General features: G+C 72.7%; 22 protein-coding genes and 2 pseudogenes. 9 read left to right on the plus strand and 15 right to left on the minus strand.

Annotated features, from left to right (window positions below):
• The first annotated feature begins 64 nt into the window (after nt 1-64).
• On the plus strand, nt 65-1,072 hold the full coding sequence (locus JT723_RS22265; RefSeq protein ID WP_205046513.1) for a hypothetical protein: 1,008 nt from the start codon (nt 65-67) through the stop codon (nt 1,070-1,072).
• Nucleotides 1,073-1,094: 22 nt separating this feature from the next.
• Here the strand turns inward: JT723_RS22265 and JT723_RS22270 are convergent, their stop codons facing one another.
• Nucleotides 1,095-1,667, minus strand: a complete 573-nt coding sequence (locus JT723_RS22270) for a cysteine hydrolase family protein (protein WP_205046514.1) — start codon at nt 1,665-1,667, stop codon at nt 1,095-1,097.
• Between the two features lie 274 nt (nt 1,668-1,941).
• Between JT723_RS22270 and JT723_RS22275 the strand changes: the two genes are divergently transcribed.
• Nucleotides 1,942-3,687 carry a WD40 repeat domain-containing serine/threonine protein kinase gene (locus JT723_RS22275; protein WP_205046515.1) on the plus strand — a complete coding sequence of 582 codons (1,746 nt, stop codon included), beginning with the start codon at nt 1,942-1,944 and terminating at the stop codon, nt 3,685-3,687.
• Between the two features lie 283 nt (nt 3,688-3,970).
• On the opposite strand, the gene JT723_RS22280 is transcribed toward JT723_RS22275, so the two are convergent.
• The 6 genes and pseudogenes from JT723_RS22280 to JT723_RS22305 form a co-directional block, all read right to left on the minus strand.
• Entirely contained in the window at nt 3,971-4,201 is a 231-nt protein-coding gene (locus JT723_RS22280) for a helix-turn-helix domain-containing protein (protein WP_205046516.1), read from the minus strand.
• Nucleotides 4,201-4,570, minus strand: a pseudogene (locus tag JT723_RS22285) (DUF2975 domain-containing protein); the annotation flags it as partial. The gene JT723_RS22280 and the pseudogene JT723_RS22285, both read right to left, overlap by 1 nt.
• A gap of 23 nt (nt 4,571-4,593) precedes the next feature.
• Nucleotides 4,594-5,823, minus strand: a complete 1,230-nt coding sequence (aroA, locus tag JT723_RS22290) for a 3-phosphoshikimate 1-carboxyvinyltransferase (protein WP_372441367.1) — start codon at nt 5,821-5,823, stop codon at nt 4,594-4,596.
• A gap of 184 nt (nt 5,824-6,007) precedes the next feature.
• The gene (locus JT723_RS22295; RefSeq protein WP_205046517.1) at nt 6,008-6,631 is read right to left on the minus strand and encodes a bifunctional 4-hydroxy-2-oxoglutarate aldolase/2-dehydro-3-deoxy-phosphogluconate aldolase; all 624 of its coding nucleotides are present in this window, start codon (nt 6,629-6,631) and stop codon (nt 6,008-6,010) included.
• A gap of 174 nt (nt 6,632-6,805) precedes the next feature.
• Nucleotides 6,806-7,633: an AIM24 family protein gene (locus JT723_RS22300; protein ID WP_205046518.1), complete on the minus strand. Its 828-nt coding sequence runs from the start codon at nt 7,631-7,633 to the stop codon at nt 6,806-6,808.
• A 64-nt stretch (nt 7,634-7,697) separates the two neighbouring features.
• Nucleotides 7,698-8,993: an ROK family transcriptional regulator gene (locus JT723_RS22305; protein ID WP_205046519.1), complete on the minus strand. Its 1,296-nt coding sequence runs from the start codon at nt 8,991-8,993 to the stop codon at nt 7,698-7,700.
• A gap of 147 nt (nt 8,994-9,140) precedes the next feature.
• On the opposite strand from JT723_RS22305, the gene JT723_RS22310 reads away from it, so the two are divergent.
• From JT723_RS22310 to JT723_RS22325, 4 genes are read left to right on the plus strand one after another with little or no spacing between them, the layout of a single operon-like run.
• Complete coding sequence (locus JT723_RS22310; RefSeq protein ID WP_205046520.1) at nt 9,141-10,502, plus strand: ABC transporter substrate-binding protein; 1,362 nt, start codon at nt 9,141-9,143, stop codon at nt 10,500-10,502.
• A gap of 16 nt (nt 10,503-10,518) precedes the next feature.
• Entirely contained in the window at nt 10,519-11,523 is a 1,005-nt protein-coding gene (locus tag JT723_RS22315) for a carbohydrate ABC transporter permease (protein ID WP_205046521.1), read from the plus strand.
• Nucleotides 11,516-12,385 carry a carbohydrate ABC transporter permease gene (locus JT723_RS22320; protein ID WP_205046522.1) on the plus strand — a complete coding sequence of 290 codons (870 nt, stop codon included), beginning with the start codon at nt 11,516-11,518 and terminating at the stop codon, nt 12,383-12,385. Before JT723_RS22315 ends, JT723_RS22320 begins: the two co-directional genes overlap by 8 nt.
• Nucleotides 12,386-12,405: 20 nt before the next feature.
• Nucleotides 12,406-13,761 (plus strand): GH1 family beta-glucosidase, encoded by a 1,356-nt coding sequence (locus tag JT723_RS22325; RefSeq protein ID WP_205046523.1) that lies wholly within the window; start codon nt 12,406-12,408, stop codon nt 13,759-13,761.
• An 89-nt stretch (nt 13,762-13,850) separates the two neighbouring features.
• Here JT723_RS22325 and allB read toward each other — a convergent pair whose 3' ends face one another.
• Nucleotides 13,851-15,197 carry an allantoinase AllB gene (gene allB, locus JT723_RS22330; protein ID WP_205046524.1) on the minus strand — a complete coding sequence of 449 codons (1,347 nt, stop codon included), beginning with the start codon at nt 15,195-15,197 and terminating at the stop codon, nt 13,851-13,853.
• Nucleotides 15,198-15,338: 141 nt separating this feature from the next.
• Between allB and JT723_RS22335 the strand changes: the two genes are divergently transcribed.
• On the plus strand, nt 15,339-16,112 hold the full coding sequence (locus tag JT723_RS22335) for an IclR family transcriptional regulator (protein ID WP_251513499.1): 774 nt from the start codon (nt 15,339-15,341) through the stop codon (nt 16,110-16,112).
• Here the strand turns inward: JT723_RS22335 and JT723_RS22340 are convergent.
• The 3 genes and pseudogenes from JT723_RS22340 to JT723_RS36230 all read right to left on the minus strand — a co-directional run.
• A complete protein-coding gene (locus JT723_RS22340) occupies nt 16,099-16,422 on the minus strand; it encodes a DUF5955 family protein (RefSeq protein ID WP_240166019.1) in 324 nt (107 codons plus the stop codon). The two genes, JT723_RS22335 and JT723_RS22340, sit on opposite strands and share 14 nt — an antisense overlap.
• 112 nt (nt 16,423-16,534) lie before the next feature.
• Nucleotides 16,535-16,870 carry a hypothetical protein gene (locus JT723_RS36225; protein WP_205046618.1) on the minus strand — a complete coding sequence of 112 codons (336 nt, stop codon included), beginning with the start codon at nt 16,868-16,870 and terminating at the stop codon, nt 16,535-16,537.
• A 1,038-nt stretch (nt 16,871-17,908) separates the two neighbouring features.
• Nucleotides 17,909-18,895 (minus strand): annotated as a pseudogene (locus JT723_RS36230) (serine/threonine-protein kinase); the annotation flags it as partial.
• Between JT723_RS36230 and JT723_RS22355 the strand changes: the two are divergent.
• Nucleotides 18,782-19,423, plus strand: a complete 642-nt coding sequence (locus JT723_RS22355) for a nucleotidyltransferase family protein (protein ID WP_205046526.1) — start codon at nt 18,782-18,784, stop codon at nt 19,421-19,423. The pseudogene JT723_RS36230 and the gene JT723_RS22355 overlap by 114 nt on opposite strands.
• A gap of 150 nt (nt 19,424-19,573) precedes the next feature.
• On the plus strand, nt 19,574-21,214 hold the full coding sequence (aceB, locus tag JT723_RS22360; RefSeq protein ID WP_205046527.1) for a malate synthase A: 1,641 nt from the start codon (nt 19,574-19,576) through the stop codon (nt 21,212-21,214).
• A 123-nt stretch (nt 21,215-21,337) separates the two neighbouring features.
• Here the strand turns inward: aceB and JT723_RS22365 are convergent, their stop codons facing one another.
• Genes JT723_RS22365 through uraD form a run of 4 tightly spaced genes read right to left on the minus strand, consistent with a single transcriptional unit; the run spans nt 21,338 to nt 24,546 of the window.
• Nucleotides 21,338-22,708 (minus strand): 8-oxoguanine deaminase, encoded by a 1,371-nt coding sequence (locus tag JT723_RS22365; RefSeq protein ID WP_205046528.1) that lies wholly within the window; start codon nt 22,706-22,708, stop codon nt 21,338-21,340.
• Between the two features lie 14 nt (nt 22,709-22,722).
• Nucleotides 22,723-23,628, minus strand: coding sequence for a factor-independent urate hydroxylase (pucL, locus tag JT723_RS22370; RefSeq protein WP_205046529.1), 906 nt, complete (start codon nt 23,626-23,628; stop codon nt 22,723-22,725).
• Between the two features lie 4 nt (nt 23,629-23,632).
• A complete protein-coding gene (gene uraH / locus JT723_RS22375) occupies nt 23,633-24,037 on the minus strand; it encodes a hydroxyisourate hydrolase (protein ID WP_205046530.1) in 405 nt (134 codons plus the stop codon).
• Entirely contained in the window at nt 24,034-24,546 is a 513-nt protein-coding gene (gene uraD, locus JT723_RS22380; protein WP_205046531.1) for a 2-oxo-4-hydroxy-4-carboxy-5-ureidoimidazoline decarboxylase, read from the minus strand. The genes uraH and uraD overlap by 4 nt, the downstream gene beginning before the upstream one ends.
• Nucleotides 24,547-24,614 lie beyond the last annotated feature (68 nt).

The raw sequence follows: 24,614 nt of genomic DNA on the forward strand, positions 1-24,614 counted from the left end.
GGGCGCGGTGAGCGTCGTCACCGCCCGGGACGGCCGCACCACCCTCCAGCGGCAAAGGATGTCCATGTACGGCAGTTCCCCCTCCCGTCGGCGCGGCAGGCTCGCCGTCGCCGCCACTGCACTGACGGCGGCAGTGGCGGCGTCGGTGGCCGGCTGCGGCTCGGGACACGGCACCACCGGCACCACCACCGCTGCCGTGAGACCCGCGGCCGGGGCCTTCGCCACGCTCCACGGCGGGCCGACGCACGACCAGATCGCCCTGCCGGTGGACGCCTACGCGCTGACCGTCCCCGAGCGCGACCGGCTGGACCACGCACGCAGCGTGCTCGCCGGCCGGTGCATGCGCAGCTTCGGCTACCGCTACGACGCCGCAGCCGACAAGGCGGTGGCCGCGCGCACCGCCCGCAACCACCTGGAAGACTTCGGCCTCTACGAGAACAAGCGCCGCTACGGCGTCACCGACGTGGCCGTCGCCGCCCGGTACGGCTACCACCTGGTGTCCGCTGCGAGCGGCACCGCGGTGCCGCAGGACCAGGCCGACGACCACGGCCTGGGCAAGGAGAGCCCCGCGGAGCAGGAAGTCCGCTTCGGCACCGACCCGAAGGGCAAGCCCGCTCTGCGCACCGCCTCCGGGCAGCCGATACCGCCCAACGGCTGCCTGAGCGCGGGCGACGACACCTTCACCGTGCAGGGGGCGACGGGCGACGACGCGGAGGCCGTGCGGGCGCTGGCCGCGACCTCCTTCGAGCAGTCCCAGCAGGACCCCGCGGTCGTCGCCGCCCGCACGGCCTGGTCGAAGTGCCTTGCCGCCAAGGGCTACACCTTCACCGACCCCGTGGGGAATCCCGGCTTCGACGCCGGGGCGCCGGCCGTCTCCCCCGCCGAGTCGGCCATGGCATCGGCCGATGCGGCCTGCAAGCAGCAGACGCATCTGACCGACGTGTGGCTGGCCGCGGAGGCCGGCTTCCAGCAGCGGTGGATCGCGGCCCACCCCGCCGACTTCCGAGCGGCCAAGTCCGTGCACGACGAGATGATGAAGCGCGTCGACCAGGTGCTCGCCGCGGCCCACTGACCCCCGACGCCCCCTGTTCTTCCTACTCCTCCGGCTTGGCCGCGGGGCCGAACTCGGCGTCGGCCGTGGTCACCGTGCCCGCGGTCCGCCCGGGGGCGGTGTGGTAGCGCCAGTAGAGGTTGGTGTGGGTGATGACCTTGTCCGGCGGCGGGGCGCCGAAGGACGTCAGGTCCTCGGTGGTGTGGGCGTCCTCGACCAGGGTCACGTCGTAGCCCCGGGTGAGCGCGCCGTGCAGCGTGGCTCGCACGCACTCGTCGGTCTGTGCCCCGGCGACCACCAGGCGGCCGATGCGGCCCGCGGCGAGCACGTCTTCGAGGTCGGTGGCCTCGAAGGAGTCGGGATACGTCTTCTGCACCAGCGCCTCGGCGTCGGTCCGCACCAACTCCTGCACATACGCCCAGCCCTCGGTGCCGCTGACCAGCTGGTCGCTGTTGTGCTGCACCCACACCACGGGCGCGCCCTCGGCCCGCGCCCTGTCGACCAGGGTGGCGATGTTGGCCACCACGGTGTCCCGGTCGTGCGCCCCGCCCACGACGCCCTTCTGCACGTCGATCACCAGCAGCGCGGTGTGCGGTCGGTTCTCCAGTGTGGTCATGGCGCCTCCCGGCAGGTACGGGTCCCTCGTCTCCACCGACCCTACGACCGGACACTGACATCGCCGTGTCGCCGGGCAGGCGCCCGGTCGCGCAGGACCACCTTCCCGTCGCCACCGCCGACGGGAAGGTGGCTGCCGGGTGAACAGCAGACCTGCGACGTGTGTGCGCGTGTCGCATGACGGTCACAACCGCCGCCAGGCCCGGCCGCTCGGCGGTCGCGGTACGTAGGCTGCTGCTCGGGCAGGGCAACTTCGCTGGGGGGACGTCGCGGACATGGCAGCGCAGGTGGAGGCCGGCCGGCTGGTCGGCGGCCGGTACCGGCTGGTCGGCAGGCTCGGCGCCGACGCGGCGGGCGAGCTGTGGCGGGCGCACGACGAGCATCTGCGGGTGGACGTCGCGGTCAAGCGCGGCCGGCCGGCCGCGCCGTCCGCGGACGCCGACAGCGCCGAGGTGGCGGCCCGCACCGCCCAGCAGGCCCGCGGTGCCGCGCGGCTGCGCGACCACCCGCATGTCGTCGCCGTCTACGACGTCGTCCTCGACGACGAGGCGCCGTGGACGGTGATGCAGCTGGTCGAGGGGCGCTCCCTGCGCGAGCACCTGGACGCCAACGGTCCGCTGTCCGTGGACCGGGCGGCGGACGTGGCGCGGGCGGTGCTCAAGGTTCTGGCCGCGGCCTATGCGATGGACGTCGTCCATCGCAACATCACACCGGCGGCCGTCGTCCTCGCCGGCAGCGGCGAGGTGCTGCTCACCGACTTCGGCGCACCGGGGAAGGGCGGCACGCCCGAGTCGCTGGGCGAGCCCGGCTTCGTCGCGCCCGAGCGGATCCGCGAGGCGGAGGCGGGCGGCGCCGGCGACCTCTTCTCGCTGGGCGTGACGCTCTACCGGGCGCTGGAGGGCGAACTGCCGTTCAGCCCCGACGTGCCGACCTCCGTGCTCTACGACGAGGCCGCGCCGCCGGTAAGGGCCGGACGGCTCGCCCCGCTGCTGGCCCAGCTCCTGCAACGGGACCCGGCGCTGCGGCCGACCCCCGCGCAGGCGCTCGCGCTGGTCGACCCGCCTCACGACACCGGTCCCGCGGTCGCACTGGTCAAGGCGCCGGCCCTCGTACGCGACCGCAGCCGGTCCGACTGGCGGGAGGAGGACGTCGCCCTCGAAGGGCACACCAGCGAGGTCAGGGCGGTCGCCTTCAGCCCGGACAGCTCCACGGTGGCCAGCGCGGGCGACGACCGGACCGTCCGGCTGTGGAACCTCGACGGCCGGCGCACGGCCAGCACCCCGCTCGCCGGGCACACCGACTGGATCCGGGCGCTCGCTTTCGGACCGGACGGCACGGTGCTCGCCAGCGGCGGCGACGACAAGCAGATCCTGCTGTGGGACCTCACCACAGGGCGGCCCTTCGCCGCCCAGCTGACCGGCCACACCGGCTGGATCCGCGCGCTCGCCTTCAGCCCGGACGGCACGCTGCTCGCCAGCGCGGGCGGAGACAAGGTCATCCGGCTGTGGGACGTCGCCTCCGGCGGCAGCACCGCGGTCTTCACCGGCCACACCGGCTGGGTCCGGTCCGTCGCCTTCAGCCCCGACGGCACGGTCCTCGCCACCGGCGGCAACGACAAGGTCGTACGCCTGTGGCACGTCGCCTCGGGGGAGAACTTCGCCAACTGGCCGGGCGTGGACGGCCGCGTCCACGCGGTGCGTTTCAGCCCGGACGGCAGGCTGCTGGCCGCGGCCGGCAACTCCGGAGTACGGCTGTGGGAGGTCGCGACGGGCGCGCCCGTCCCGGCGTGGAACGGTGTCGGCGGCCGGATCCGCTCGTTGTCCTTCGGACCGGACAACCTGACGATCGCCACGGGCAGTACGAAGCGGACGGTGACGCTGTGGGACCTGGCCACCGCGTCCCCCCGCGTCACCTGGACCGGCACGTACGGCCAGGCCTACTCGGTGGTCCACAGCCCCGACGGCACGATGCTCGCCAGCGGCGACGTCAAGAGGGTACGCCTCTGGTACCCCCCGCGCTGATCCTTGGGCCGCGGCCCCCCACCCCTGCCGGGTGCCTGGTCGCGCAATCCCCGCGCCCCGGTGGTTTGCCCTCTGCCGCACAGGGTGAGCGTTTTTCAGGGGCGCGGGAAACGGCGCGACCAGCCCACCACCGGGGCGCGGGCCGCCACCGACCCAAGGGGCTGTTGCTCTCGGAGACGGACCACCGACCGGTGGGGGCTGGTCGCGCCCACGCGGCGGCAGGCGCAGATCGGATGCAGCCCCGCGCCCGTGGGGCGCCCTCACGGGCACTGGGACCCTCTGGTCAGGTGGGCGGGGGCTGGGCGGGGATGGGGGTCTCCCAGCGGAGGAGGTCGCCGGGCTGGCAGTCGAGGACCTCGCAGAGGGCGGCGAGTGTCGCGAAGCGCACCGCCTTGGCCCGGCCGTTCTTGAGCACCGCCAGGTTCGCGGGGGTGATGCCGACGCGGTCGGCGAGTTCGCCGACGGACAGCTTCCGCCGGGCGAGCATCACGTCGATGTCGACGACGATCGGCATCAGATCACCTCGTCCAGCTCGTCCCGCATCCGGGTCGCCTGGGCGAGCAGGGTCCGCAGGACGAGCACGATGAGGGCGACCCCGAGGATGGCGACGCCGATCCCGCCCATGATGAGGGTGACGCCGGGGTCGTCCCGCTGGCCGGGGGCGTTCACGGCGGTGACCGCGAACCACACGAGGGCGGCTGCGACGATCGCGCCGATGATGCCGTCGACGTACCGGAAGGCGGCGTGCGAGAACACGGTGCCGCCGCGCACCATCGTGACCAGTCGCCATACGCAGACCAGGGCCGACCTGGGCCGCCCCGACACCCAGGATCGTGATCACGCGCAGCGGGGTGAGCGGGAGCGAACCGTCCTCGGGGTCGTTCGATAGACGCAGCAAGCGCTGGGTCACACGCCCCAGGAGGACCGCAGGTCCGCGAAGAACTCGTGGAAGCCCGGGAAGGTCTTCTTCACGCACGACGGGTCGTCGAAGGTCGTCCCCGGGGTGCGCAGGCCCGCCACCGCGAAGCTCATGGCCATGCGGTGGTCGCCGTGGCAGGCGATCTGGACCGGGGCCGGGGTGCCGGGGTGGATCTCGATCCAGTCGGTGCCGGTCTCGACGGCGATGCCCTGCGCCCGCAGGTTCGTCGCGCACGCGTCGAGCCGGTCGCACTCCTTGACGCGGGTGTTGTAGACGTCCTCGATGCGGACCGGGCCGTCCGCGAAGGGGGCGATCGCCGCCAGTGTCGGCATCGTGTCGGAGATGTCGCGCATGTTGACCGTGACGCCGGACAGCCGCCCGGTGCCGGTCACGGTCGTGGCGTTTGCGCCGACCTCCACGTCCGCGCCCATCGCGCGCAGCACCTCGACGAACTGCAGGTCGCCCTGCAAGGCGCCCTTGCCCAGGCCCGGCACGGTCGCGGTCCTCCCCGCGAGGGCCGCGGCGGCGAAGACGTAGCTGGCGGCGGACGCGTCCGGCTCGATCGCGTAGTCGGCGGCCCGGTAGCCGCCGGGCGGCACGACGAAGGTGTCGCCCTCACGGGTGACATCGACGCCGAAGCTGCGCATCATCGCGAGGGTGATCTCGACGTACGGCACCGACACGATGCCGGTGACCTTGATCCGCAGGCCCCCCGCCGTCAGCGGACCCGTCATCAGGAGCGCGGTCAGGAACTGCGACGACAGGCTCGCGTCGAGCACGACGTCGCCGCCCTTCATCCCGGCCGCCCGCACGGTCAGCGGCAGGTGGCCCTCGGCTCCGTCGTGGGTGAGGTCCACGCCCAGCGCGCGGAGCGCGTCGGTGAGCGGGGCGACGGGGCGGCGGCGCATCTGCGGCGAGGCGTCGAAGCGGTAGGTGCCGGCCGCTGCCGCGGAGGCCAGCGCGGGCAGGAAGCGGGCGGCGGTGCCGGCGTCCCGGCAGTCCACCTCGGCGGCGGGCTCGGACGGTCCCTGCGGGCGGCCGGTGATGCGCCACTCGTCCGCCGCCCGGTGCACCCCGTAGCCGAGGTCGGCCAGCGCCTGCGCGAAGCCGTCGGTGTCGTCGGAGAGCAGCGGCCTGCGCAGTACGCTCTCGCCTTCGGCCGCCGCTGCCAGGAACAGTGCCCGTGCCGTCACGGACTTCGAACCGGGTACGGCCACGATCACGACTGCCTCCAGGCTGACATCGGGGACGCCCCCGGCCGCGTCATTTTACGAGGCCGCTGTCGCCTACTCACCTGCGGGCCGGTGGGGCTGTCGCGCAGTTCTCCCCCAGAGCTTCGCCTGGGCGGTACCCCCACGCGCCCCTGGTGTGCCCTCTCTCCTTTTCGCGCCCCCGATGGCGCTACGTCGGGTCGGTGAGGCGGTCGAGGAGGTCGGTCAGGCGTTTGGTCACCGTGGGGCGGTCGCCGTCGGTGAGGGCGGAGCCCATGCCGACGGCGACCGCGCCGGAGGCGACCCACTCGGGGGCCTCGGCGACCGTGACGCCGCCGACGGGGATGATCGCCGCCTGCGGCAGGATCATCCGGAGGTCCGCGACCCAGCGCGGGGTCAGCGACGAGGCAGGGTAGAGCGTCAGCGCGTCCGCGCCCAGCTCCATCGCGCGCACCGCCTCGGTCGGGGTGGCCACCCCGGGGAAGACCGGCACCCCGTAGCGGTGGCCGGTGCGCAACACCGCCTCGTCCAGGTTGGGCGCCAGCAGGAAGCGGGCGCCCGCGTCGATCGCCATCCGCGCGGACACCGCGTCCACGACCGTGCCGGCGCCGATGACCGCGTCGTCGCCGACCTCGCGGACCAGCGTGGTGACCGCTTCGAGCGCGAAGGGCGTGGTGAGCGAGATCTCCAGGGTGGTGAGCCCGGCGGACAGCAGCGTGTCGGCGGTGGCCGCCGCCTGGTCGTAGGTGCGGCTGCGGATCGTGGCGAAGACCCGCTGTGCGAGTGCGGCCCTGGTGGTCTCCCAGCGGTACACGGAGGAGCGGTCCTTCCTGACGGTGCTGCCGGATGGTGCTGCCCGGTTGTGCGGCGGTCGGGACCGCGATCAGCACGCTACCCGCCGTGCGGGGGCTGCCCGCCGGTCGATCGGGCAGCTGTCACCGCACCGTGACATGAGAGGAGCATGAGAGGGAAGGGGTGCCCGCCCGACTCACCCGGCGTGGGTCGAGAACAGGCCACCGGTGGGTCCCTGCTTGTCGCCGCCCTGCGCCTTCTTCAGCGCGTTGGCCAGGCCTTCGATGGTCATCGACTGCAGGATGACCTGCCCGTTGCCCTCCAGGGTGGCCAGCGAGAGGCCCTCGCCGCCGAAGACCGCGTTCATGATGCCCTGCCGGTTCAGGCCGCCGATGCGCTGGACGCCGTACTGGATGCCCTCTTCGAAGGCGACGATGCAGCCGGTGTCGACCTCGATGCGGCCGCCGAAGTCGGCGGGGTTGAGGTCGATGAAGTTGCCCGCGCCTGCGATGATCACGGTGCCGTGGCCGGTGAACTTCTCCAGGATGAAGCCCTCGCCGCCGCTCATGCCCTGCCGCCCGCCCGCGAAGGCGATGCCGAACTGCACGGTCTCCTCGGCGGCCACGAAGGCGTCCTTCTCGGCGAACCAGGCGCGCGACCCGGTCAGCTCCAGGGCGCGCATCTCGCCGGGCAGCACCCCGGCGAAGCCGACGGTGCCCTCGCCGCCGGAGGCGGTGAAGTACTGGAAGGCCAGCGACTCGCCGGCCAGCGCCCGCTGGCCCACCTGCATCGCGGTGCCCATGGCCTGCCGCAGCAGGCCGCCCATGCCGCCGCCCTGCTGGCCGACGCCGGGGGCACCGCCGCCGGCATTGCGGGTGCCGGGGCCGCCGAGGCGGGTCTCCATGGACACGTTGGCGGTCTTGAACAGGAACTTCCCGGCCTCGCAGTAGACCGTCTGGCCGGGGTTGAGAGTGCAGACGGCCATCTGCATGGCATTGCCGACGATCTGCTGCTGCAGGGTCACAGCGGTACTCCTTGGGACGTCCGGGGCCGAATGGGGCGATACCGGCGCGCTTCGCGCCGTCCCGTCAACGTACCGCCCGGGCGATTCGGTTCCGCAAGGGCCCGGGCTCGCCCTGCCGCTCCCCGTCGGCCTGGGCGGGCAGGCCGACCGGGCGCTCACCGCCGGTGTCGAGGAAGCGGGCCAGCGGCAGGGTGGCCGCGCCCACGGTGACCGCGTCGGTGCCGAGCCGGCCCAGCTCGATGGAGGTCTGCGCGCAGGGGTGGTGCAGGGCGTAGGCGGCGGCGACCTCGCGGACGGTGGGCAGGATGCGCGGGCCGAGCATCAGCCCGGCCCAGCCGCCGATCACGATGCGGTGCGGGTTGAAGAGGTTGATCAGGTCGGCGATGCCCGCGCCCAGGTACTCGGCGGCCTCGGCGAGCAGCGCGTCGGCCTCCGGGTCCCGGTCGGCGGCGGCCAGCAGTTCGGCGAGCGCGGTCTCCTCGCTGACCCCCTTGGGTGCGCCGGGCCAGCGGCCGAGCAGCGCCTCGGCTCCGACGTAGGCCTCTAGGCAGCCGCGGGAGCCGCAGCGGCAGGTGCGTCCGCCGACCCGCAGGGTGGTGTGGCCCCACTCCCCCGCGCTGCTGCTCGCCCCGTGGTAGGGCTTGCCGTTGGTGACGACGCAGGCGCCGACGCCTGAGCCGATGAGCGCGATCACCACGTTGTCCGAGCCGCGTCCGGCGCCGAACCACATCTCGGCCTGGCCGAGGGTCTTGGCGCCGTTGTCGATGAAGAGCGGCAGCGCGGTCCCGGCCCGCAGCAGCCGGCCCATCGGGACCGCGTCCCAGCCGATGGTCTGGCCGTGCACGACGACGCCGTCGCCGGGCAGGTCGCCGGGCGCGTCGTCGTGGGCGACGATGCCGGGCACTCCGATGCCGACGCCGAGCACCTCCCGGTCGTCGATGCCGGCCTCGCGGACGACCGTCTCGATGCCGTCGAGCACGAGGCGTACGACGTGGTCGACGTCGTGGCCGCTGTCGGACAACGGCAGGTCGGCGGCGGCGAGTTCGGTCAGTGCGAGGTCGAACAGCTCGACCCGCACCCGGGTCTCGCCGACGTCCACGCCGACCACGTAGCCGTACCCCGGGGCCACCTGGAGCAGGATCCTGGGGCGCCCGCCGTCGGACTCGACGGCGCCGGCCTCCTCGACCATGCCGTCCGCGATCAACTCTCCAACGACGTTACTGATCGACCCCGCGCTCAGACCCGTGTCCCGGCCCAGCTCCTGCCGGCTCAGGGGACCTTCGAAATACAAATGACGCAGAAGCGATGCACGGTTGCCGCGCCGCAGGTCACGTACGGTGCGCTTGCCTCGCTCAGCCATCTTGTCTCCCTCCCGGGGGGTCCGGCGTGAATCTATCGCTGCACAAGGTCTTGACGCCACCTTTTCTCACAAGTTAAATCACGCCCTGAATTAAGACACAGGCGCTGTTCACTTCCTGAAGCGATCCCACCTGAGAGGGAACCCGTCATGCGCTCTTCCAGCACCTCCAGCAGACTCGTTGCGGCCACCGCCCTCGTGGCCGCGCTGGGTCTGACCCTCGCCGCGTGCGGCGGCGGCTCCGACGACGACAGCAGCGGCAGCTCCTCCGGCGGCAAGACCGCCGACGCCAACAGCCTCAAGGGCCAGACGATCACGTACTGGGCCAGCAACCAGGGCACCAGCCTCGACGCCGACAAGAAGACCCTGACCACCGAGCTGGACAAGTTCACGGCGCAGACGGGCATCAAGGTCAAGCTGGAGGTCATCGGCTGGGCGGACCTGCTCAACCGCATCTTGGCGGCGGCCACCTCCGGCCAGGGTCCCGACGTGCTCAACATCGGCAACACCTGGTCCGCCTCGCTGCAGGCCACCGGCGCCCTCATGCCGTGGGACGACGCCGCCTTCCAGACCATCGGCGGCAAGGACCGGTTCGCCCCGGCCGCGATCGCCTCGGCGGGTGCCGCGGGCCAGGACCCGGCCGCCGTGCCGCTGTACTCGATGGCGTACGGCCTGTACTACAACAAGAAGATGTTCGCCGACGCGGGGATCGCCAACCCGCCCACCACGTGGGACGAGTTGGTCGCGGACGGCAAGAAGCTCACCAAGGACGGCCACTACGGCATCGCCGTCGAGGGCGCCAACGGTGCGGAGAACATCCACCACATCTTCGTGCTCGCCAAGCAGCGCGGCGCCAGCTGGTTCGACGACAAGGGCGCGCCGACCTTCACCGGGCCGCAGCAGGTCGCGGCGGTCAAGCAGTACGTCGACTTCATCGCGAACGACAAGATCGCGGCGAAGGGCAACGCCGAGTACGTGCAGAACCAGACCATCACCGACTTCGCCACCGGCAAGGCCGCGATGATGATGTGGCAGACCGCCTCGGCCTCGATCGCCTCGCACGGCATGAAGCCCGACCAGTACGGCGTGGTGCCGGTTCCGACGCAGACCGCGGGCGCCACCGGTGACGCCGGTGTGACCTCCATGGTCGCCGGCATCAACATGGCCATCTTCAAGGACACCAAGCACAAGGACGCCGCCGAGGCGTTCGTGAAGTTCATGACGAGCACCGCCGAGCAGAAGTCGCTCAACGGCACCTACGGCTCGATCCCGCCGGTCCTCGAGGCGCAGAGCGACCCGGCCTTCCAGACCCCGGACCTGAAGGTGCTGGCCCAGGTGCTGCAGAAGTCGGCCGCGCCGCTGCCGCAGGTGGCCAACGAAAGCCAGTTCGAGAACCTGGTCGGCCCCGCCGTCAAGAGCCTGTTCGCCGACGCCGCCGCCGGCAAGCCCGTGACGGACGACTCCGTCAAGGCCGCGCTGACCAAGGCGCAGCAGCAGATGCCCGCGTCGTAAGGATCGGCTCTCCTCCATGACTGCCACCGCCCCCCCGAGGCGTGCGCCCGAAGCCGGCCCCAGCAGCGGCAAGTCCGCTGCCGGGGGCCGGCTCCGGCCGCGTATCGTCGAACGGCTCCGCCAAGGCGGACTGCCGTACCTCCTCCTGCTGCCCGCCATTCTCGCCGAACTGCTGATCCACATCGTGCCGATGTTCTTCGGCATCCTGATCAGCTTCAAGAACCTGACGCTGTTCTACATCCACCACTGGAACACCGCCCCCTGGGCGGGCTTCGACAACTACAAGGCCGCGGTCAAGATCCACCAGCCGATCGGCCAGGCACTGCTGCACTCGTTCTGGGTGACGCTGTCCTACACCCTGCTGTCGGTGGCCCTGTCCTGGCTGCTCGGCACCGCCGCGGCGATCCTGCTGCAGGACAAGTTCCGCGGCCGAGGCCTGATCCGCACCATCTTCCTGGTGCCCTACGCGCTCCCCGCGTACGCGGCACTGATCACCTGGACCTTCATGTTCCAGCAGGACACCGGTCTGGTGAACCACGTCCTGCACGACCAGTTGCATGTGACGTCGAGCAAGTCCTTCTGGCTGATCGGCGACAACAGCTTCTGGGCGATGGTCGTCGTGTCGGTCTGGAAGTCCTGGCCGTTCGCCTTCCTGGCGCTGATGGCCGGTCTGCAGAACATCCCCCGCGAGCTGTACGAAGCCGCCGCCATGGACGGCGCGGGTGTCTGGCAGCAGATCAGGAAGATCACCATGCCGTCGCTGCGGCCGGTGAACCAGGTGATCGTCCTGGTGCTCTTCCTGTGGACGTTCAACGACTTCAACACGCCGTTCGTGATGTTCGGTCAGAACCCGCCGCACCAGGCGGACCTGATCTCGATCCACATCTACCAGTCCTCGTTCATCAACTGGAACTTCGGCTCCGGCTCGGCGATGTCGGTCCTGCTGCTGCTCTTCCTGCTCGTGGTGACGGCCGTGTACCTGCTGGTCACGTCCAGGGGAAGGAGCGAGAACGATGTCTAGGTTCACCGACCAGCCGTCGCCGATGGCGCAGCCGAAGTCCTTCCTGTGGACCCGGCGGGTCGTCCTGACGCTGCTGCTGGCCTTCGTGCTGGTCCCCGTGTACGTCATGCTCAGCTCGTCCCTGAAGAGCCTCCAGGACGTGCAGGGCTCGTTCAAGTGGATCCCGCACAGCCTGACGTTCAAGCCGTACATCGACATCTGGAAGACGATCCCGCTCGCGCACTACTTCGTGAACTCGGTGATCGTCTGCGTCAGCGCCACGGTCTTCTCCGTGGTCCTGGCGATCTTCGCCGCGTACGGGGTGAGCCGCTACCGGTTCATGGGCCGCAAGGTCTTCACCGTGACGGTGCTGTCCACCCAGATGTTCCCCGGCATCCTGTTCCTGCTGCCGCTGTACCTGATCTTCGTCAACATCGGCAACAGCACGGGCATCACGCTCAACGGCAGCAGGCTCGGCCTGATCATCACCTACCTCACCTTCTCGCTGCCCTTCTCCATCTGGATGCTCGCGGGCTACTTCGACTCGATCCCGCGGGATCTGGACGAAGCCGCGAAGGTGGACGGCTGCGGCGCCCTGGGCGCGCTCTTCCGCGTCGTCGTCCCTGCCGCGGTTCCCGGCATCGTCGCCGTGAGCGTCTACGCGTTCATGACGGCCTGGGGCGAGGTGCTGTTCGCGTCGGTCATGACCAACGAGTCCACCAGGACACTGGCGGTCGGCCTGCGCGAGTACGCCACCCAGAACGACGTGTACTGGAACCAGGTCATGGCCGCATCCATCGTCGTCAGCATCCCCGTGGTCGCCGGATTCCTGCTCCTGCAGCGTTACCTCGTCGCCGGGCTGACCGCCGGCGCCGTCAAGTAACCCCTCCCGAAAGGCAGCTTGTGAACGACCTGAGCGCTCTTCCCGCCGATTTCGTCTGGGGAGCGGCCACCGCCGCGTACCAGATCGAGGGCGCGGTGGACGAGGACGGCCGGGCCCCGTCCATCTGGGACACCTTCTCCCATACCCCCGGCAAGATCGACGGCGACGACACCGGCGACGTCGCCTGCGACCACTACCACCGCACCGCCGAGGACCTGGGCCTGATGAAGACCCTCGACCTCGACTCGTACCGCTTCTCCATCGCCTGGCCGCGAGTCGTGCCGCAGGGCGGCGGGGCGGTCAACGCGGCCGGTCTCGCCTTCTACGACCGGCTGGTGGACTCGCTGCTGGAAGCGGGCATCACGCCCAACGCCACCCTCTACCACTGGGACCTCCCGCAGGCCCAGCAGGACCGGGGCGGCTGGCCCGAGCGCGAGACGGCGGAACGTTTCGGCGAGTACGCGGCCGTGGTGGCGCAGGCGCTCGGCGACCGCGTCAAGGATTGGGCGACGCTCAACGAGCCGCTGTGCTCGGCCTGGATCGGCCACCTGGAGGGCACCATGGCCCCCGGCTGGACCGACCTGACCGCGGCGGTCCGTGCGTCGTACCACCTGCACGTCGGACACGGCCTGGCCGTGCAGGCGCTGCGGGCCGCGCACTCCGACCTGCGGATCGGCATCGTCAACAACCTCAGCCCGTGCGAGCCGGCCACCGACCGCGACGCCGACGTCGCGGCCGCACGCCGGGCCGACGGCCACACCAACCGCTGGTGGCTCGACCCGATCCACGGCCGCGGCTACCCGCAGGACATGGTCGACCTCTACGGTGTGGACCTGCCGGTCAAGGACGGCGACCTGGAGTCGATCGCCGCCCCGCTGGACTGGCTGGGCCTGAACTACTACTTCCGCAACGTCATCACCGACGACCCGACCGGGCCTGCCCCGCACGCCAAGTCGGTCTACCTGCCGGGCGTCCGGCGGACGGCGATGGACTGGGAGGTCAACGCGGACGGCCTGGAGCAGCTGCTGGTCCGGCTGTCCGAGGAGTACGGCGCGAGCAAGATCTTCGTCACCGAGAACGGCTCCGCCTACCGCGACACCGTGGGCGCCGACGGCCAGATCGACGATCCCGAGCGGACCGCCTACCTGGACGAGCACCTGGCGGCCTGCGCCCGCGCGGTCCGCCGCGGGGTCCCGCTGGCCGGGTACTACGCCTGGTCGCTGCTGGACAACTTCGAGTGGGCGTACGGCTACGACAAGCGCTTCGGCCTCGTCCACGTCGACTACACCACGCAGAAGCGCACCATCAAGGGCAGCGGTCGGCGGTACGCCGAGATCATCGCGGCCCACCGCCGCAAGGCGCGCCGCGCGGCCTGACGGCTCCGCCCGCACGGGCGTACGAGGGGTGACGCCACCGGTCCGCCGGTGCGTCACCCCTCGTACGTGGGTGCGGCAGTCGGGCCGGCCTACGGGTGGCGGGCGCTGAGCAGCCGGCCGCGCGGCGGCCCGGTGACCGCACCGTCCACGGCGATCCGCTCGCCGCGCAGCCAGCTGCTGCGGACCACGCCGTGCAGGGTGCGGCCCGCGTAGGCGGTGATCGGGTTGCGGTGCCGCAGCCGGGCCGGGTCGACGGTGAAGACCGCGTCCGGGTCGACCACCGCGAAGTCGGCGTCGCGCCCGGCGGCGACGGCGCCCTTGGCGGGCAGGCCCGCCAGCGCCGCGGGTCCCGCCGACATCCAGCGGGCCACGTCGGCCAGGGTGTGGCCGCGGCGGCGGGCCTCGGTCCACACCGCGGACAGGCCCAGTTGGAGTGAGGAGATGCCGCCCCAGGCGGCGGCGAAGTCCCCGGTGTCCTTCGCCTTGAGGCCGATCGTGGAGGGCGAGTGGTCGGAGACGACGCAGTCGATCGTGCCGTCGGCGAGCGCCTGCCACAGCGCGTCCTGGTTGGCGGCCTCCCTGATCGGCGGGCAGCACTTGAACTCCGTGGCCCCGTCCGGGACTTCCTCCGCGGTCAGGGTCAGGAAGTGCGGGCAGGTCTCCACCGTCACGCGCACGCCGTCGCGCTTGGCGGCGGCGATCAGCGGCAGGGCGGAGGCGGACGACAGGTGCAGGACGTGGATGCGCGCGTCCAGCTTGGCCGCGAAGGCGACCAGGCCCTCCACGGCCCGGTCTTCCGCGGCCGGCGGCCGGGAGGCGAGGAAGTCGGCGTAGCGGCGGCCCGGGCGCTGCGGGGCGCCGCCGATCGTGCCGGGGTCCTCGGCGTGCACGATCAGCAGGCCGCCGAAGCCGGTGAGTTCGGCCAGCGCCGCCTCGACCTCCGGCGGGGTCAGCTGCGGGAACTCGTCCACGCCGGACGGCAGCAGGAAGCACTTGAAGCCGAAGACGCCCGCCTCGTGCAGCGGGCGCAGGTCGGGGAGGTTGCCCGGCACCGCGCCGCCCCAGAAGCCGACGTCGGTGTGCACCTTGCCGCGGGCCGTGGCGCGTTTGACGTCCAGGTGGGCGGTGGTCGTGGTGGGCGGGATGCTGTTCAGCGGCATGTCCACCACCGTCGTCACACCGCCTGCCGCGGCGGCCGCGGTGGCCGTCGCGAAGCCCTCCCACTCGGTGCGGCCCGGGTCGTTGATGTGCACGTGGCTGTCCACCAGGCCCGGCAGCAGGACGTCGTCGCCGAGGTCCACGACCTCGGCGCCGCGGGGCGGCGGCGCGTCGTGCGCGCGGACCGCGGTGATGGTGCCGCCCCGCACCTCGACGGCGGCCGGGCGCTCGCCCTCCGGGGTCACGACGCGGGTGGAGCGCAGCACCAGTTCCTGCACGGGGTGACCTCCGGTCGGGGGCAGAAATTCAACGTTCTGTTGACGGACATGGTGGATACCCTTCGCCCGGGCGTCAAGAGCGGTACGATTCCGCACAGCGAAAGTCACCTTCCGCGAGGAATGGACCAGAGGGGATCGCACGTGTCTGCTGACCGCGCCGGGGGCGTCCAGTCCCTCGAACGGGCCTTCGACCTGCTGGAGCGGATGGCCGACGCGGGCGGCGAGGTGGGGCTGAGCGAGCTGTCCGCGAGCAGCGGCCTGCCGCTGCCCACCATCCACCGGCTTATGCGGACCCTGCTGGCCAGCGGATACGTACGCCAGCAGGCCAACCGTCGCTATGCGCTCGGGCCGCGGCTCATCCGGCTCGGCGAGACCGCCTCCCGGCTGCTCGGCACCTGGGCGCGGCCCTACCTCGCCGAACTGGTCGAGGCGACCGGCGAGACCGCCAACATGGCGCTGCTCGACGGGGACGAGGTCGTGTACGTCGCGCAGGTGCCCTCGCGGCACTCCATGCGGATGTTCACCGAGGTCGGGCGGCGCGTGCTACCGCACTCCACCGGGGTCGGCAAGGCGCTGCTCGCTCAGGTGCCGCCCGCGCAGGTGCGGGCGCTGCTGGCCCGCACCGGGATGCCCGCGGCCACCGAGCGCACCATCACCGAGCCGGACGCCTTCCTCGCCGAGCTGGAACGCATCCGGCTCGCCGGTTACGCCGTCGACGACGGCGAGCAGGAGGCCGGGGTGCGGTGCCTGGCGGTCAGCGTACCGGGGTCTCCGACGGCCGCGGCGATCTCCATCTCCGGGCCCGCGGGGCGGGTCACCGAGGCCGCCACCGAGAAGATCGTGCCCGTACTGCACGGGGTGGCCGGGGAGTTGGCGCAGGCGCTGAGCAGTGCCTCCGCCTCTACTGGCGGGTGAGGTGCGCCTCCACGGCCTCGCGCAATGCCGCCAGCGGGGCCGTCAGCGCGCTCACCGAGCCGAGCGCTGCCGCGACCAGCAGCAGCGAGTGCCGCAGCTGGTCCGGCGCCGGGGCGCCGGCTGCCTGCCGGGCCAGCGCGGCGAGTTCGACCTCCGCGACGGCGCGGTCGGGTAAGGCGGGACGGTAGGCCGCCAGGTCCCGCTCCAGGCGGGCCACCGCGGCGGGTAAGTCCGCGCCGCCACCGTTCACCGTACGTACGTCCGATCCGCTGCGGTCCGCGCCGACCACATGCGTCTCCCCCACCACCATGTGCCCCTGCCTCACACGTACTCAGGCCCCGGCGCCTCCGAGTCATGGGGTCCGGGGTCGATCAGTTAACGCGACAGGGCGCTTTCGCGCCACAGGGTCGGCGAAATCTGCGTCAAAGTTGCCTCCCCGGCCACACCGTGAGGTCCAACACCGCATGTGCCGCGGACACTTGACGGAGCGTCACCAGTGTCGTGGCGCCGTCCGCGCCGCTGACGCACATGCGCGAGCCGGCTGCGAGCTGCGCCCGGGCGACGGCCGTGACCCGCCCCTGCGCCTGTGCCTGGCGGCAGCCGTCCAGGGTGCCGGGTGCCGCCCGGTCGAGCGCCACGAGCCCGGCCCCGGCCACGAACGACTCGCCGTCGGGCGTGAACACGAAGGTCCCGCTCCCGCCCTCCACGGTGACCTGAGGCGGATCCGCCTCCACGACCACCCCGTTCCCGGCATCCACCTCGACCCCTCGATACTCCCGCCCCCCGACAGCCGTCGCCTCCGGCGCGCCGCCACGCGCTACGTCGCCCCCGTCCCCCCGCCCCCCGAAGGCCAGAACCCCGACAACCCCAACAACCACGACCCCCACGGCAACCCACCCCCCGACCACGACTTTCCCCCACCTTCTCCGCCCCGGGTACGCCGACGTCACGCCGCCCGGAGGGGCAGCACCCGGGGCTGGCCCCGGACGGACCGGCGAGTTGGCCTGCGCGGCCGGCACCGCAGCCGCACCGAGCGCCCCGCCTCCCGCCGCTGGCACCGGCACCCCACCGGGAGGCGTCGCGCCCGGAATCCCGCCCGCAGCCGGGTACGACCCCCGGCTTCCAATCGGCGCCGGTGGCATCTGCACCGCGCCCGGAGGAGTTGCCCCCGCCAGTACCTGCGCAGCCGCGCCGCCCGGGGCCCCGCCCGCAGCAGGGGGCACATCCGAGCCTGACGGCGCCGGCGCACCCGGCACCCCAGCCGGCGCCGCAGGCAGACGCACCCCACCCGCAGGCGTCGCACCCGGCGCAGCCGCACCCGGGACGCCTCCCGTAGGCACAGGACCCCCCGGCACAGCCGGATGCGCACCCGGCACCGCGGGCGCCCCATGCACCGCTTCACCCGGCAGCGGCAGCCCAGCCCCCGCCGGAGGCGGCACCGGCGCAACCGGATGCGTGCCGGCCGCAGCAGGCACCACCGGCGCAGCCGCACCCGGGACCCCGCCCCCCGCAGGCACAGGCCCCCCCGGCGCAGCCGGATGCGGACCCGGCGCCGCAGGCACATGCACCCCACCCGCAGGCGTCGCACCCGGCGCAGCCGCACCCGGGACGCCTCCCGCCCCCGCCGGAGTGCCCACCGGGGGCGGCGGGGGCGGGAGCGGGGTGGGTTGGGGCCAGGTTGTGGGGGGCGCGGGGAGGGGTGGGGGGAGGGTCAGGAGGGTTTGGAGGGGGGTGGGGAGCCAGGGGGTGGGGGGGCGGTGGTGGGTGGCTTGGGTGCACATCCCTATGACCTGGGAAGGGGACGGACGCAGGGCCGGGTCCTTGATCAGGCAGCGGGTGACGATCTCGCGCAGCTCCCCGGGGAGTTCCGAGAGGTCGGGCTCCTCGTGGAGTGCGCGGGTGGCGAAGGGCGGGACGCCGATGGCCGCGTAGGCGGCGAGCTGGCCGAGGGCGAAGACGTCGGTGGCCGGGGCGGGGGCCTTGTCCGCGGCTTGCTCCGGCGAGGAGAAAGCGGGGATGCCGGGCGCGTCGGCGGCGGCGCGGGTGACGCCGTAACCGGTCACACGCGGCCCGTCCGCGGCGAGCAGCACCGTGCCGGGGCCGAGCCCGGCGTGCACGACCCCGGCGTGGTGGACGGCGCGCAGCGCCTCGGCGACGCCTGCGACCAGGCGCAGCACGACGGGGACGGGAAGGGGCCGCCCGGTGTCGGAGACGGCCGCGTGCAGGGTGAGCGCGGGCACGTACGCGGCGGCGAGCCAGTAGCGCGTACCGTCGTGGCCGCTGCCGAGCACGGGCACGGTGTACGGTCCGTGCACCCGCCGCACCGCCTGCACGTCGTGCTCGAAAGCCGCGGCGAAGCCGGACCTGGCGGCCAGCTCGGGGCGTACCGCCGTGAGGGCGACGGGCCTGCCGTCGGGCGCGTAGGCGAGGTAGACCGGGCCGAGGGCGCCGACGCCGAGCCTGGCGGCGATGCGGTGGCCGCCGACGGCAGCCGGGTCGTCAGGGGCGGGCGGCTGGTAGAGCCGCCCGGGGTGCCCCGCGTGCCCGGTGTGCTGAGCGCCCATCAGTCCCCGTTCCTCGGGCCTACCCGGACATGCAGACGATACCGGAACACGCCGACCGGCCCGCGACCTGTTCCGCTGCGGGCCATCAGCGGGTAAGCAGGACGCATGGACGTCAAGGGCGAGGTGGCGGGGCTGCTGCTGGCGGCGGGCGGGGGGCGGCGGCTCGGGGGGCGGCCGAAGGCGCTGCTGCCGTACGGCGGGCACCCGCTGGTGGAGCATGCGGCGGGCGCGCTGAAGGACGGCGGCTGCGCGACGGTGCACGTGGTGCTGGGCGCGGCTGCGGACGAGGTGCGGGCCGCCGCGCAGCTGCCCGGCTGCGTCCTGGTGGACAACCCGCTGTGGCCCGAGGGCATGGGCTCGTCGCTGCGTGCGGGCCTGGCGTCGCTGTCCGCGGCCGGGCACCGCCCGGCAGCGGTGGTGATCGCCCTGGTCGACCAGCCGGGGGTGGGCGCGGCGGCGGTGGCGCGGGTGATCGCCGCGGCCCGGGCGACCGACGACCTGCTGTCGGCGCTGGTGTCGGCCGCGTACGGCGAGCGCCGCGGCCACCCGGTGCTGGTGGGGGCGGCCCGCTGGGCGGGGGTGGCGGGCAGCGCGGGCGAGGACCGCGGCGCGCGCACGTATCTGCGCGAGCACGCGGGGCAGACGCTGCTGGTGGACTGCTCGGACGTCGCGGACCCCGCGGATATCGACACCCCCGCCGACCTGCGGCTTCTGACGGCCACTGCACCGCGTGCCACAAAACGTTGAACTTCCGCACTGCGAAAACTATGCTCCACCTTGCAGAAGCGCCCGCAGCTCGCGACGGCCGGGCACCGCGTGCCACCTGCACGCGTACCCCCGCAGCGGGCACCCCGTAGACCGCCGGCGGACGCCGACCCGCTCTGGAGGAATCACCGCATGTCCGCACCGACACCGCCGCCCGCCGCCTCGTCCGCCGCAGTCGTCACCACCGCGGCCGGCCACCACGTGCCGCGCGAGGAGGAGGTGCTGACCCCCGGTGCGCTGGACTTCCTCGCCGAGCTGCACCGCCGTTTCGCGCCCCGGCGCGCGGAACTGCTGGCGCTGCGCGCCGAGCGCCGCGCGGAGATCGCCCGCACCGCGACCCTGGACTTCCGCCCGGAGACCGCGCGCATCCGCGCAGACGACAGCTGGCGGGTGGCACCCGCCCCGGCCGCGCTGGACGACCGCCGGGTGGAGATCACCGGCCCCACCGACCGAAAGATGACGATCAACGCGCTGAATTCGGGCGCCCGGATCTGGCTCGCCGACTTCGAGGACGCCTCCGCCCCCACCTGGGAGAACGTCATCGGCGGCCAGATCAACCTGATCGACGCCTACGAGCGCAGGATCGACTTCACCTCCCCCGAGGGCAAGACGTACGCGCTCGGCCCGGCCGAGACCCTCGCGACGGTGGTGATGCGGCCGCGCGGCTGGCATCTGGACGAGCGGCACCTGACGGTGGACGGCGAGCGGATGCCGGGCGGCCTTGTCGACTTCGGGCTGTACTTCTTCCACAACGCGCAGCGGCTGATCGACCTCGGCAAGGGCCCGTACTTCTACCTGCCCAAGACCGAGTCGTACCTCGAAGCCCGGCTGTGGAACGAGGTGTTCGTCTTCGCGCAGGACCGGCTCGGCATCCCGCAGGGCACCGTGCGGGCCACCGTGCTGATCGAGACGATCACCGCCGCGTACGAGATGGACGAGATCCTCTACGAGCTGCGCGACCACGCCTCCGGGCTGAACGCGGGCCGCTGGGACTACCTGTTCTCGATCGTGAAGAACTTCCGCGACGGCGGGGCGCGGTTCGTGCTGCCGGACCGCAACGCGGTCACCATGACCGCGCCCTTCATGCGCGCCTACACCGAACTGCTGGTGCGCACCTGCCACAGGCGCGGCGCACACGCCGTCGGCGGCATGGCCGCCTTCATCCCCTCGCGCAGGGACGCCGAGGTCAACCGGGTGGCCTTCGAGAAGGTCAAGGCGGACAAGGACCGCGAGGCCGCGGACGGTTTCGACGGCTCGTGGGTCGCCCACCCGGACCTGGTGCCGATCGCGCAGGCCTCCTTCGACGCGGTGCTCGGCGAACGCCCGCACCAGAAGGACCGGTTGCGCGAGGACGTGCACGTGACCGCGGCCGAGCTGATCGACATCGCCTCGCTGGACGCCCGTCCGACCTACGAGGGGCTGCGCAACGCCGTGCAGGTCGGCATCCGCTACATCGAGGCGTGGCTGCGCGGCACGGGCGCGGTCGCGATCTTCAACCTGATGGAGGACGCGGCCACCGCGGAGATCTCCCGCTCGCAGATCTGGCAGTGGACCAACACCGGTGTCGTCTTCGACAACGGCGAGAAGGCCACCCCCGAACTGGTGCGCCGGGTCGCGGCCGACGAGATCGCGGCGATCCGCGCGGAGGCCGGCGAGGACATCTACGCGGCGGGCAAGTGGACCGAGGCGTACGACCTGCTGCTGCAGACCGCGCTGGACGCCGAGTACGTGGACTTCCTGACGCTGCCCGCCTACCGGCAGCTCGCGGACTGAACGCGGACCGGACACCGCCCCGGACCGCGGCTGTCCGCGGTCCGGGGCGGTGGCGCCGTGCCCTGGGGCACGGCTACCGGTCGGGGGCCGTCCCTCCCCGACCGGCCGCTGCGGCGGGCGGCCTCAGGCCAGGCCCGCGCGTTCGGCCAGCCTGCGCGCCTGGGTGCGCGTGAGGCGGGCGGTCTCGTCCTCGTCGATCCTGGTCAACCGGCCGTGCTCCACGACCGGTCGGCCGTTGACCAGGGAGAGGGTGACCGGGGCCGCGGCGCCCATGACCAGGGCGGCCACCGGGTCGGCGATCGAGGCGTGCCCGAGCCCGTCGAGCTTCCACAGCACCAGGTCGGCGAGCTTGCCGGGCTCCAGCGAGCCGATCTCGGCGGCCCTGCCGAGGACCTGGGCGCCGCCGTAGGTGCCCAGGCGCAGCGCCTGCCGGGCGGTCATCGCCTTCTCGCCGCCGCCGAGCCGGTTGATGAGCAGCGCGTTGCGCAACTCGGTGTGCAGCTCGCCCGACTCGTTGGACGCGGTGCCGTCCACGCCGAGTCCCACCGGGACGCCGGCCGCGAGCATGTCGGGCACCCGGGCGATGCCGGCCGCGAGCCGGGCGTTGGACGACGGGCAGTGGGCGACGCCCGTACCGGTGCGGGCGAAGGCGGCGATGTCGGAGTCGTTCATGTGGACGCAGTGCGCCATCCACACGTCGTCGCCGAGCCAGCCGGTGGACTCGAAGTAGTCGGTGGGGCCCATGCCGAACAGCTCGTGGCAGAACTTCTCCTCCTCCACCGTCTCGCTGCCGTGGGTGTGCAGGCGTACACCCTTGCGGCGGGCCAGCAGCGCGGCCTCCCGCAGCAGTTCTGTGGACACCGAGAAGGGCGAGCAGGGCGCGACGGCGATGTGCAGCATCGAGCCGAAGGAGGCGTCGTGGTGAGCGTCGATGGCGGCCTCGGTCGCCAGCAGCGCGCCTTCTGTGGTCTCCACCGCGAAGTCCGGCGGCAGCCCGCCGTCGCTCTTGCCGCGGTCCATCGAGCCGCGGGCGGCGGTGAAGCGCACCCCGACCTCGGCGGCGGCCCTGATCTCGGCGCCGAGCAGGTCGCCGGTGCCGCGCGGGAAGACGTAGTGGTGGTCCATGGCGGTGGTGACGCCGCCGCGGGCCATCATCGCCAGCGACCCGGCGGCGCCCGCGTGGACGATGTCCTCGTCGATCCGCGCCCACACCGGGTACAGCTCGACCAGCCAGTCGAAGAGGTTGCTGTCCTGGGCCAGGCCCCGGGTGAGCCACTGGTAGAAGTGGTGGTGGGTGTTGACCAGGCCGGGGGTGGCCAGGTGCCCGGTGCCGTCGACGCGCCGGACCACGCCGGCCAGGTCCGCGGGCGCGGGCCCCGCGCCTACCGACTCGATGACGTTGCCCGCGACGACGACGTGCCCGCCGGCGTACTCGGTGCCCGCTGCGTCCACGGTGGCGACGGCGCAGTTCTCGATGACGATGCGCTCGGTCATTGGCGCTGCCCCTCTCAGTCCGTCACCGGGATGCGGGCCTCGGCGCCGTCGCGCAGCACCGTGCCCTCGATCAGCCCGTAGGGGCGGTCGGCGGCGAGGTAGACCTCGTTGTCGTTCTTCAGGCCGAAGGGCGCCAGGTCGGCGAGGAAGTGGTGCTTGTTCGGCAGCGACAGCCGCACCTCGTCGACGGCGGCGAGCGCCGCGCTGTTGTCGATGACCCGCGAGCCCATCGCGAACAGGCTCTGCTGCAGCGAGAGCGAGTACGTCTCGGCGAAGGCGCCCAGCAGGTCGCCGCGCACCGCCGCGTAGGACGCCTCCCAGTCCGGGGCGTCCTGGCCGGGGCCGCCGGTCCAGGCGAACCGCCAGCGGGCGTTGACCTCGGTGGCCAGGATGCGGTCGGTGGTCTCCTGCAAGGTGGTGTAGCCGTCCTTGACGAAGCCCCAGAACTCGGAGTCGGTGGAGTTGAGCACGACCAGGCCGGCCAGCCCGGAGATCACCTGCCACCGCTCGCCGTCGTAGGCGACCTCGGTGGTGCGGGTCTCCTGGCCCTTGCGGACGAAGGAGTGCTCGCCGCGGCCGGTGTCGGCGACCGGGATGCGCTCCCACGCGTACTCCTCGATCCGTATCCGGGCGCGGTGTATGGGCTGCTGGCTGGTCACGAAGTGCCGCGCGAGGTGGACGCCGAAGGCCTCGGCGGAGTCGATGCCGTACTCCTTGGCGAAGGCGAAGACGGTGTTCTTGGTGGTGTCGGTAGGCAGCACGTTGGCGTTCGACCCGGACAGGTGGACCTCGTCCATGTCGCCGGACAGCGCGACCGAGACGTTGAGGTCCTTGATGTGATGGGTGCCGCCGTCGCGGGTGACCCGCACGACGCGGTTCTCCGCCTTGCCGTACTGGTTCTGGCCGAGCATGGTGGTCATGGCGCTAGCTCCCTCGGTATACGGAGTAGCCGAACGGGTTGAGCAGCAGCGGTACGTGGAAGTGCTCGCCCGGGGTGACGGCGAAGACCACCGCGACCTCGGGGAAGAAGGCTCCGCTGTCCCTTGGACCGTGGTCCGTGCGGGGGGCGTCCTGCTGGGCCTCGGCTGGTTGGGCTGGATGGATGGCGTGGGGTGCGAAGTACGGCTCCACGTCGAAGTGCAGCCGTACGTGGGTGGTGGCCTCCGGCAGCGCGGGCAGGTCCTTGCAGCGGCCGTCCGCGTCGGTGGTGGAGCGCCCGTGCGGGGTCCAGGGCGCGGCGGGGCCGCTGCGGACCGCCAGGGAGACGGGCACTCCGCCGGCCGGGCGGCCGGAGCTGGTGTCGAGGATGTGGGTGGACACGGACGTCATGACGGGTCCTCCTGCGCGCTCTCCGCGAGCCTGCCGAGCCTGATCCGGTTGATCTTTCCCAGTTCGGTGCGGACGATCTCGCGTTCCGTGTCCTCGTCGTTGCCGATCCGCGCTTCGAGCGCGGCCTTGATCCCGGCGCCGGTCGCGCCGGTGGCGCAGATCAGGAAGACGTGCCCGTGCCGCTCCTGGTAGGCCAGGCCCAGGTCGAGCAGTTCCGCGCGCTCGTCCTGGGCGACGCCGCCCTGTTCGCGGGCGGACGTGGCGTCGCCCGGGGTGGGGCGGCCGATCGGCGGGTGCCCGGCCATCGCCTCGCGCAGGTCGGCGGGGGTCAGTGCGGCCATGGCCGCGTCGCTCGCCGCGAAGAGGTCCTCGACCCGTTCGTAGGGCCGCCGTGCGGCCACCGCGGCGCCCCAGGCCGTGCTGCTGCACACCTCGTGCAGCAGGGCGGCGGCGGCGGGCGCGGCGGCCGCGTTGAGCCGGGACAGACCCGGGAGTGGGCTGGAAGTCACACTCGCACGCTAGGAGCGGCGGGCCGCAAACGTCAACAGTTTGTTGAAAACTTCTGGTTACACGGCCT

It is taken from the genome of Actinacidiphila bryophytorum (assembly GCF_016916835.1).
In the GTDB taxonomy this organism is placed as follows: Bacteria; Actinomycetota; Actinomycetes; order Streptomycetales; family Streptomycetaceae; genus Actinacidiphila; species Actinacidiphila bryophytorum.

Excerpts from the sequence above, each read along its gene's own strand:
- JT723_RS22340 (WP_240166019.1), bottom strand. The coding sequence starts at position 16,422 with ATGGTGGTGGGGGAGACGCATGTGGTCGGCGCGGACCGCAGCGGATCG.
- JT723_RS22355 (WP_205046526.1), top strand. The coding sequence starts at position 18,782 with ATGGACGTCAAGGGCGAGGTGGCGGGGCTGCTGCTGGCGGCGGGCGGG.
- pucL (WP_205046529.1), bottom strand. The coding sequence starts at position 23,628 with ATGACCACCATGCTCGGCCAGAACCAGTACGGCAAGGCGGAGAACCGC.
- JT723_RS22320 (WP_205046522.1), top strand. The coding sequence starts at position 11,516 with ATGTCTAGGTTCACCGACCAGCCGTCGCCGATGGCGCAGCCGAAGTCC.
- JT723_RS22315 (WP_205046521.1), top strand. The coding sequence starts at position 10,519 with ATGACTGCCACCGCCCCCCCGAGGCGTGCGCCCGAAGCCGGCCCCAGC.
- JT723_RS22275 (WP_205046515.1), top strand. The coding sequence starts at position 1,942 with ATGGCAGCGCAGGTGGAGGCCGGCCGGCTGGTCGGCGGCCGGTACCGG.
- JT723_RS22310 (WP_205046520.1), top strand. The coding sequence starts at position 9,141 with ATGCGCTCTTCCAGCACCTCCAGCAGACTCGTTGCGGCCACCGCCCTC.
- JT723_RS22270 (WP_205046514.1), bottom strand. The coding sequence starts at position 1,667 with ATGACCACACTGGAGAACCGACCGCACACCGCGCTGCTGGTGATCGAC.
- JT723_RS22365 (WP_205046528.1), bottom strand. The coding sequence starts at position 22,708 with ATGACCGAGCGCATCGTCATCGAGAACTGCGCCGTCGCCACCGTGGAC.
- uraH (WP_205046530.1), bottom strand. The coding sequence starts at position 24,037 with ATGACGTCCGTGTCCACCCACATCCTCGACACCAGCTCCGGCCGCCCG.
- JT723_RS22305 (WP_205046519.1), bottom strand. The coding sequence starts at position 8,993 with ATGGCTGAGCGAGGCAAGCGCACCGTACGTGACCTGCGGCGCGGCAAC.
- JT723_RS22280 (WP_205046516.1), bottom strand. The coding sequence starts at position 4,201 with ATGCCGATCGTCGTCGACATCGACGTGATGCTCGCCCGGCGGAAGCTG.
- JT723_RS22265 (WP_205046513.1), top strand. The coding sequence starts at position 65 with ATGTACGGCAGTTCCCCCTCCCGTCGGCGCGGCAGGCTCGCCGTCGCC.
- aceB (WP_205046527.1), top strand. The coding sequence starts at position 19,574 with ATGTCCGCACCGACACCGCCGCCCGCCGCCTCGTCCGCCGCAGTCGTC.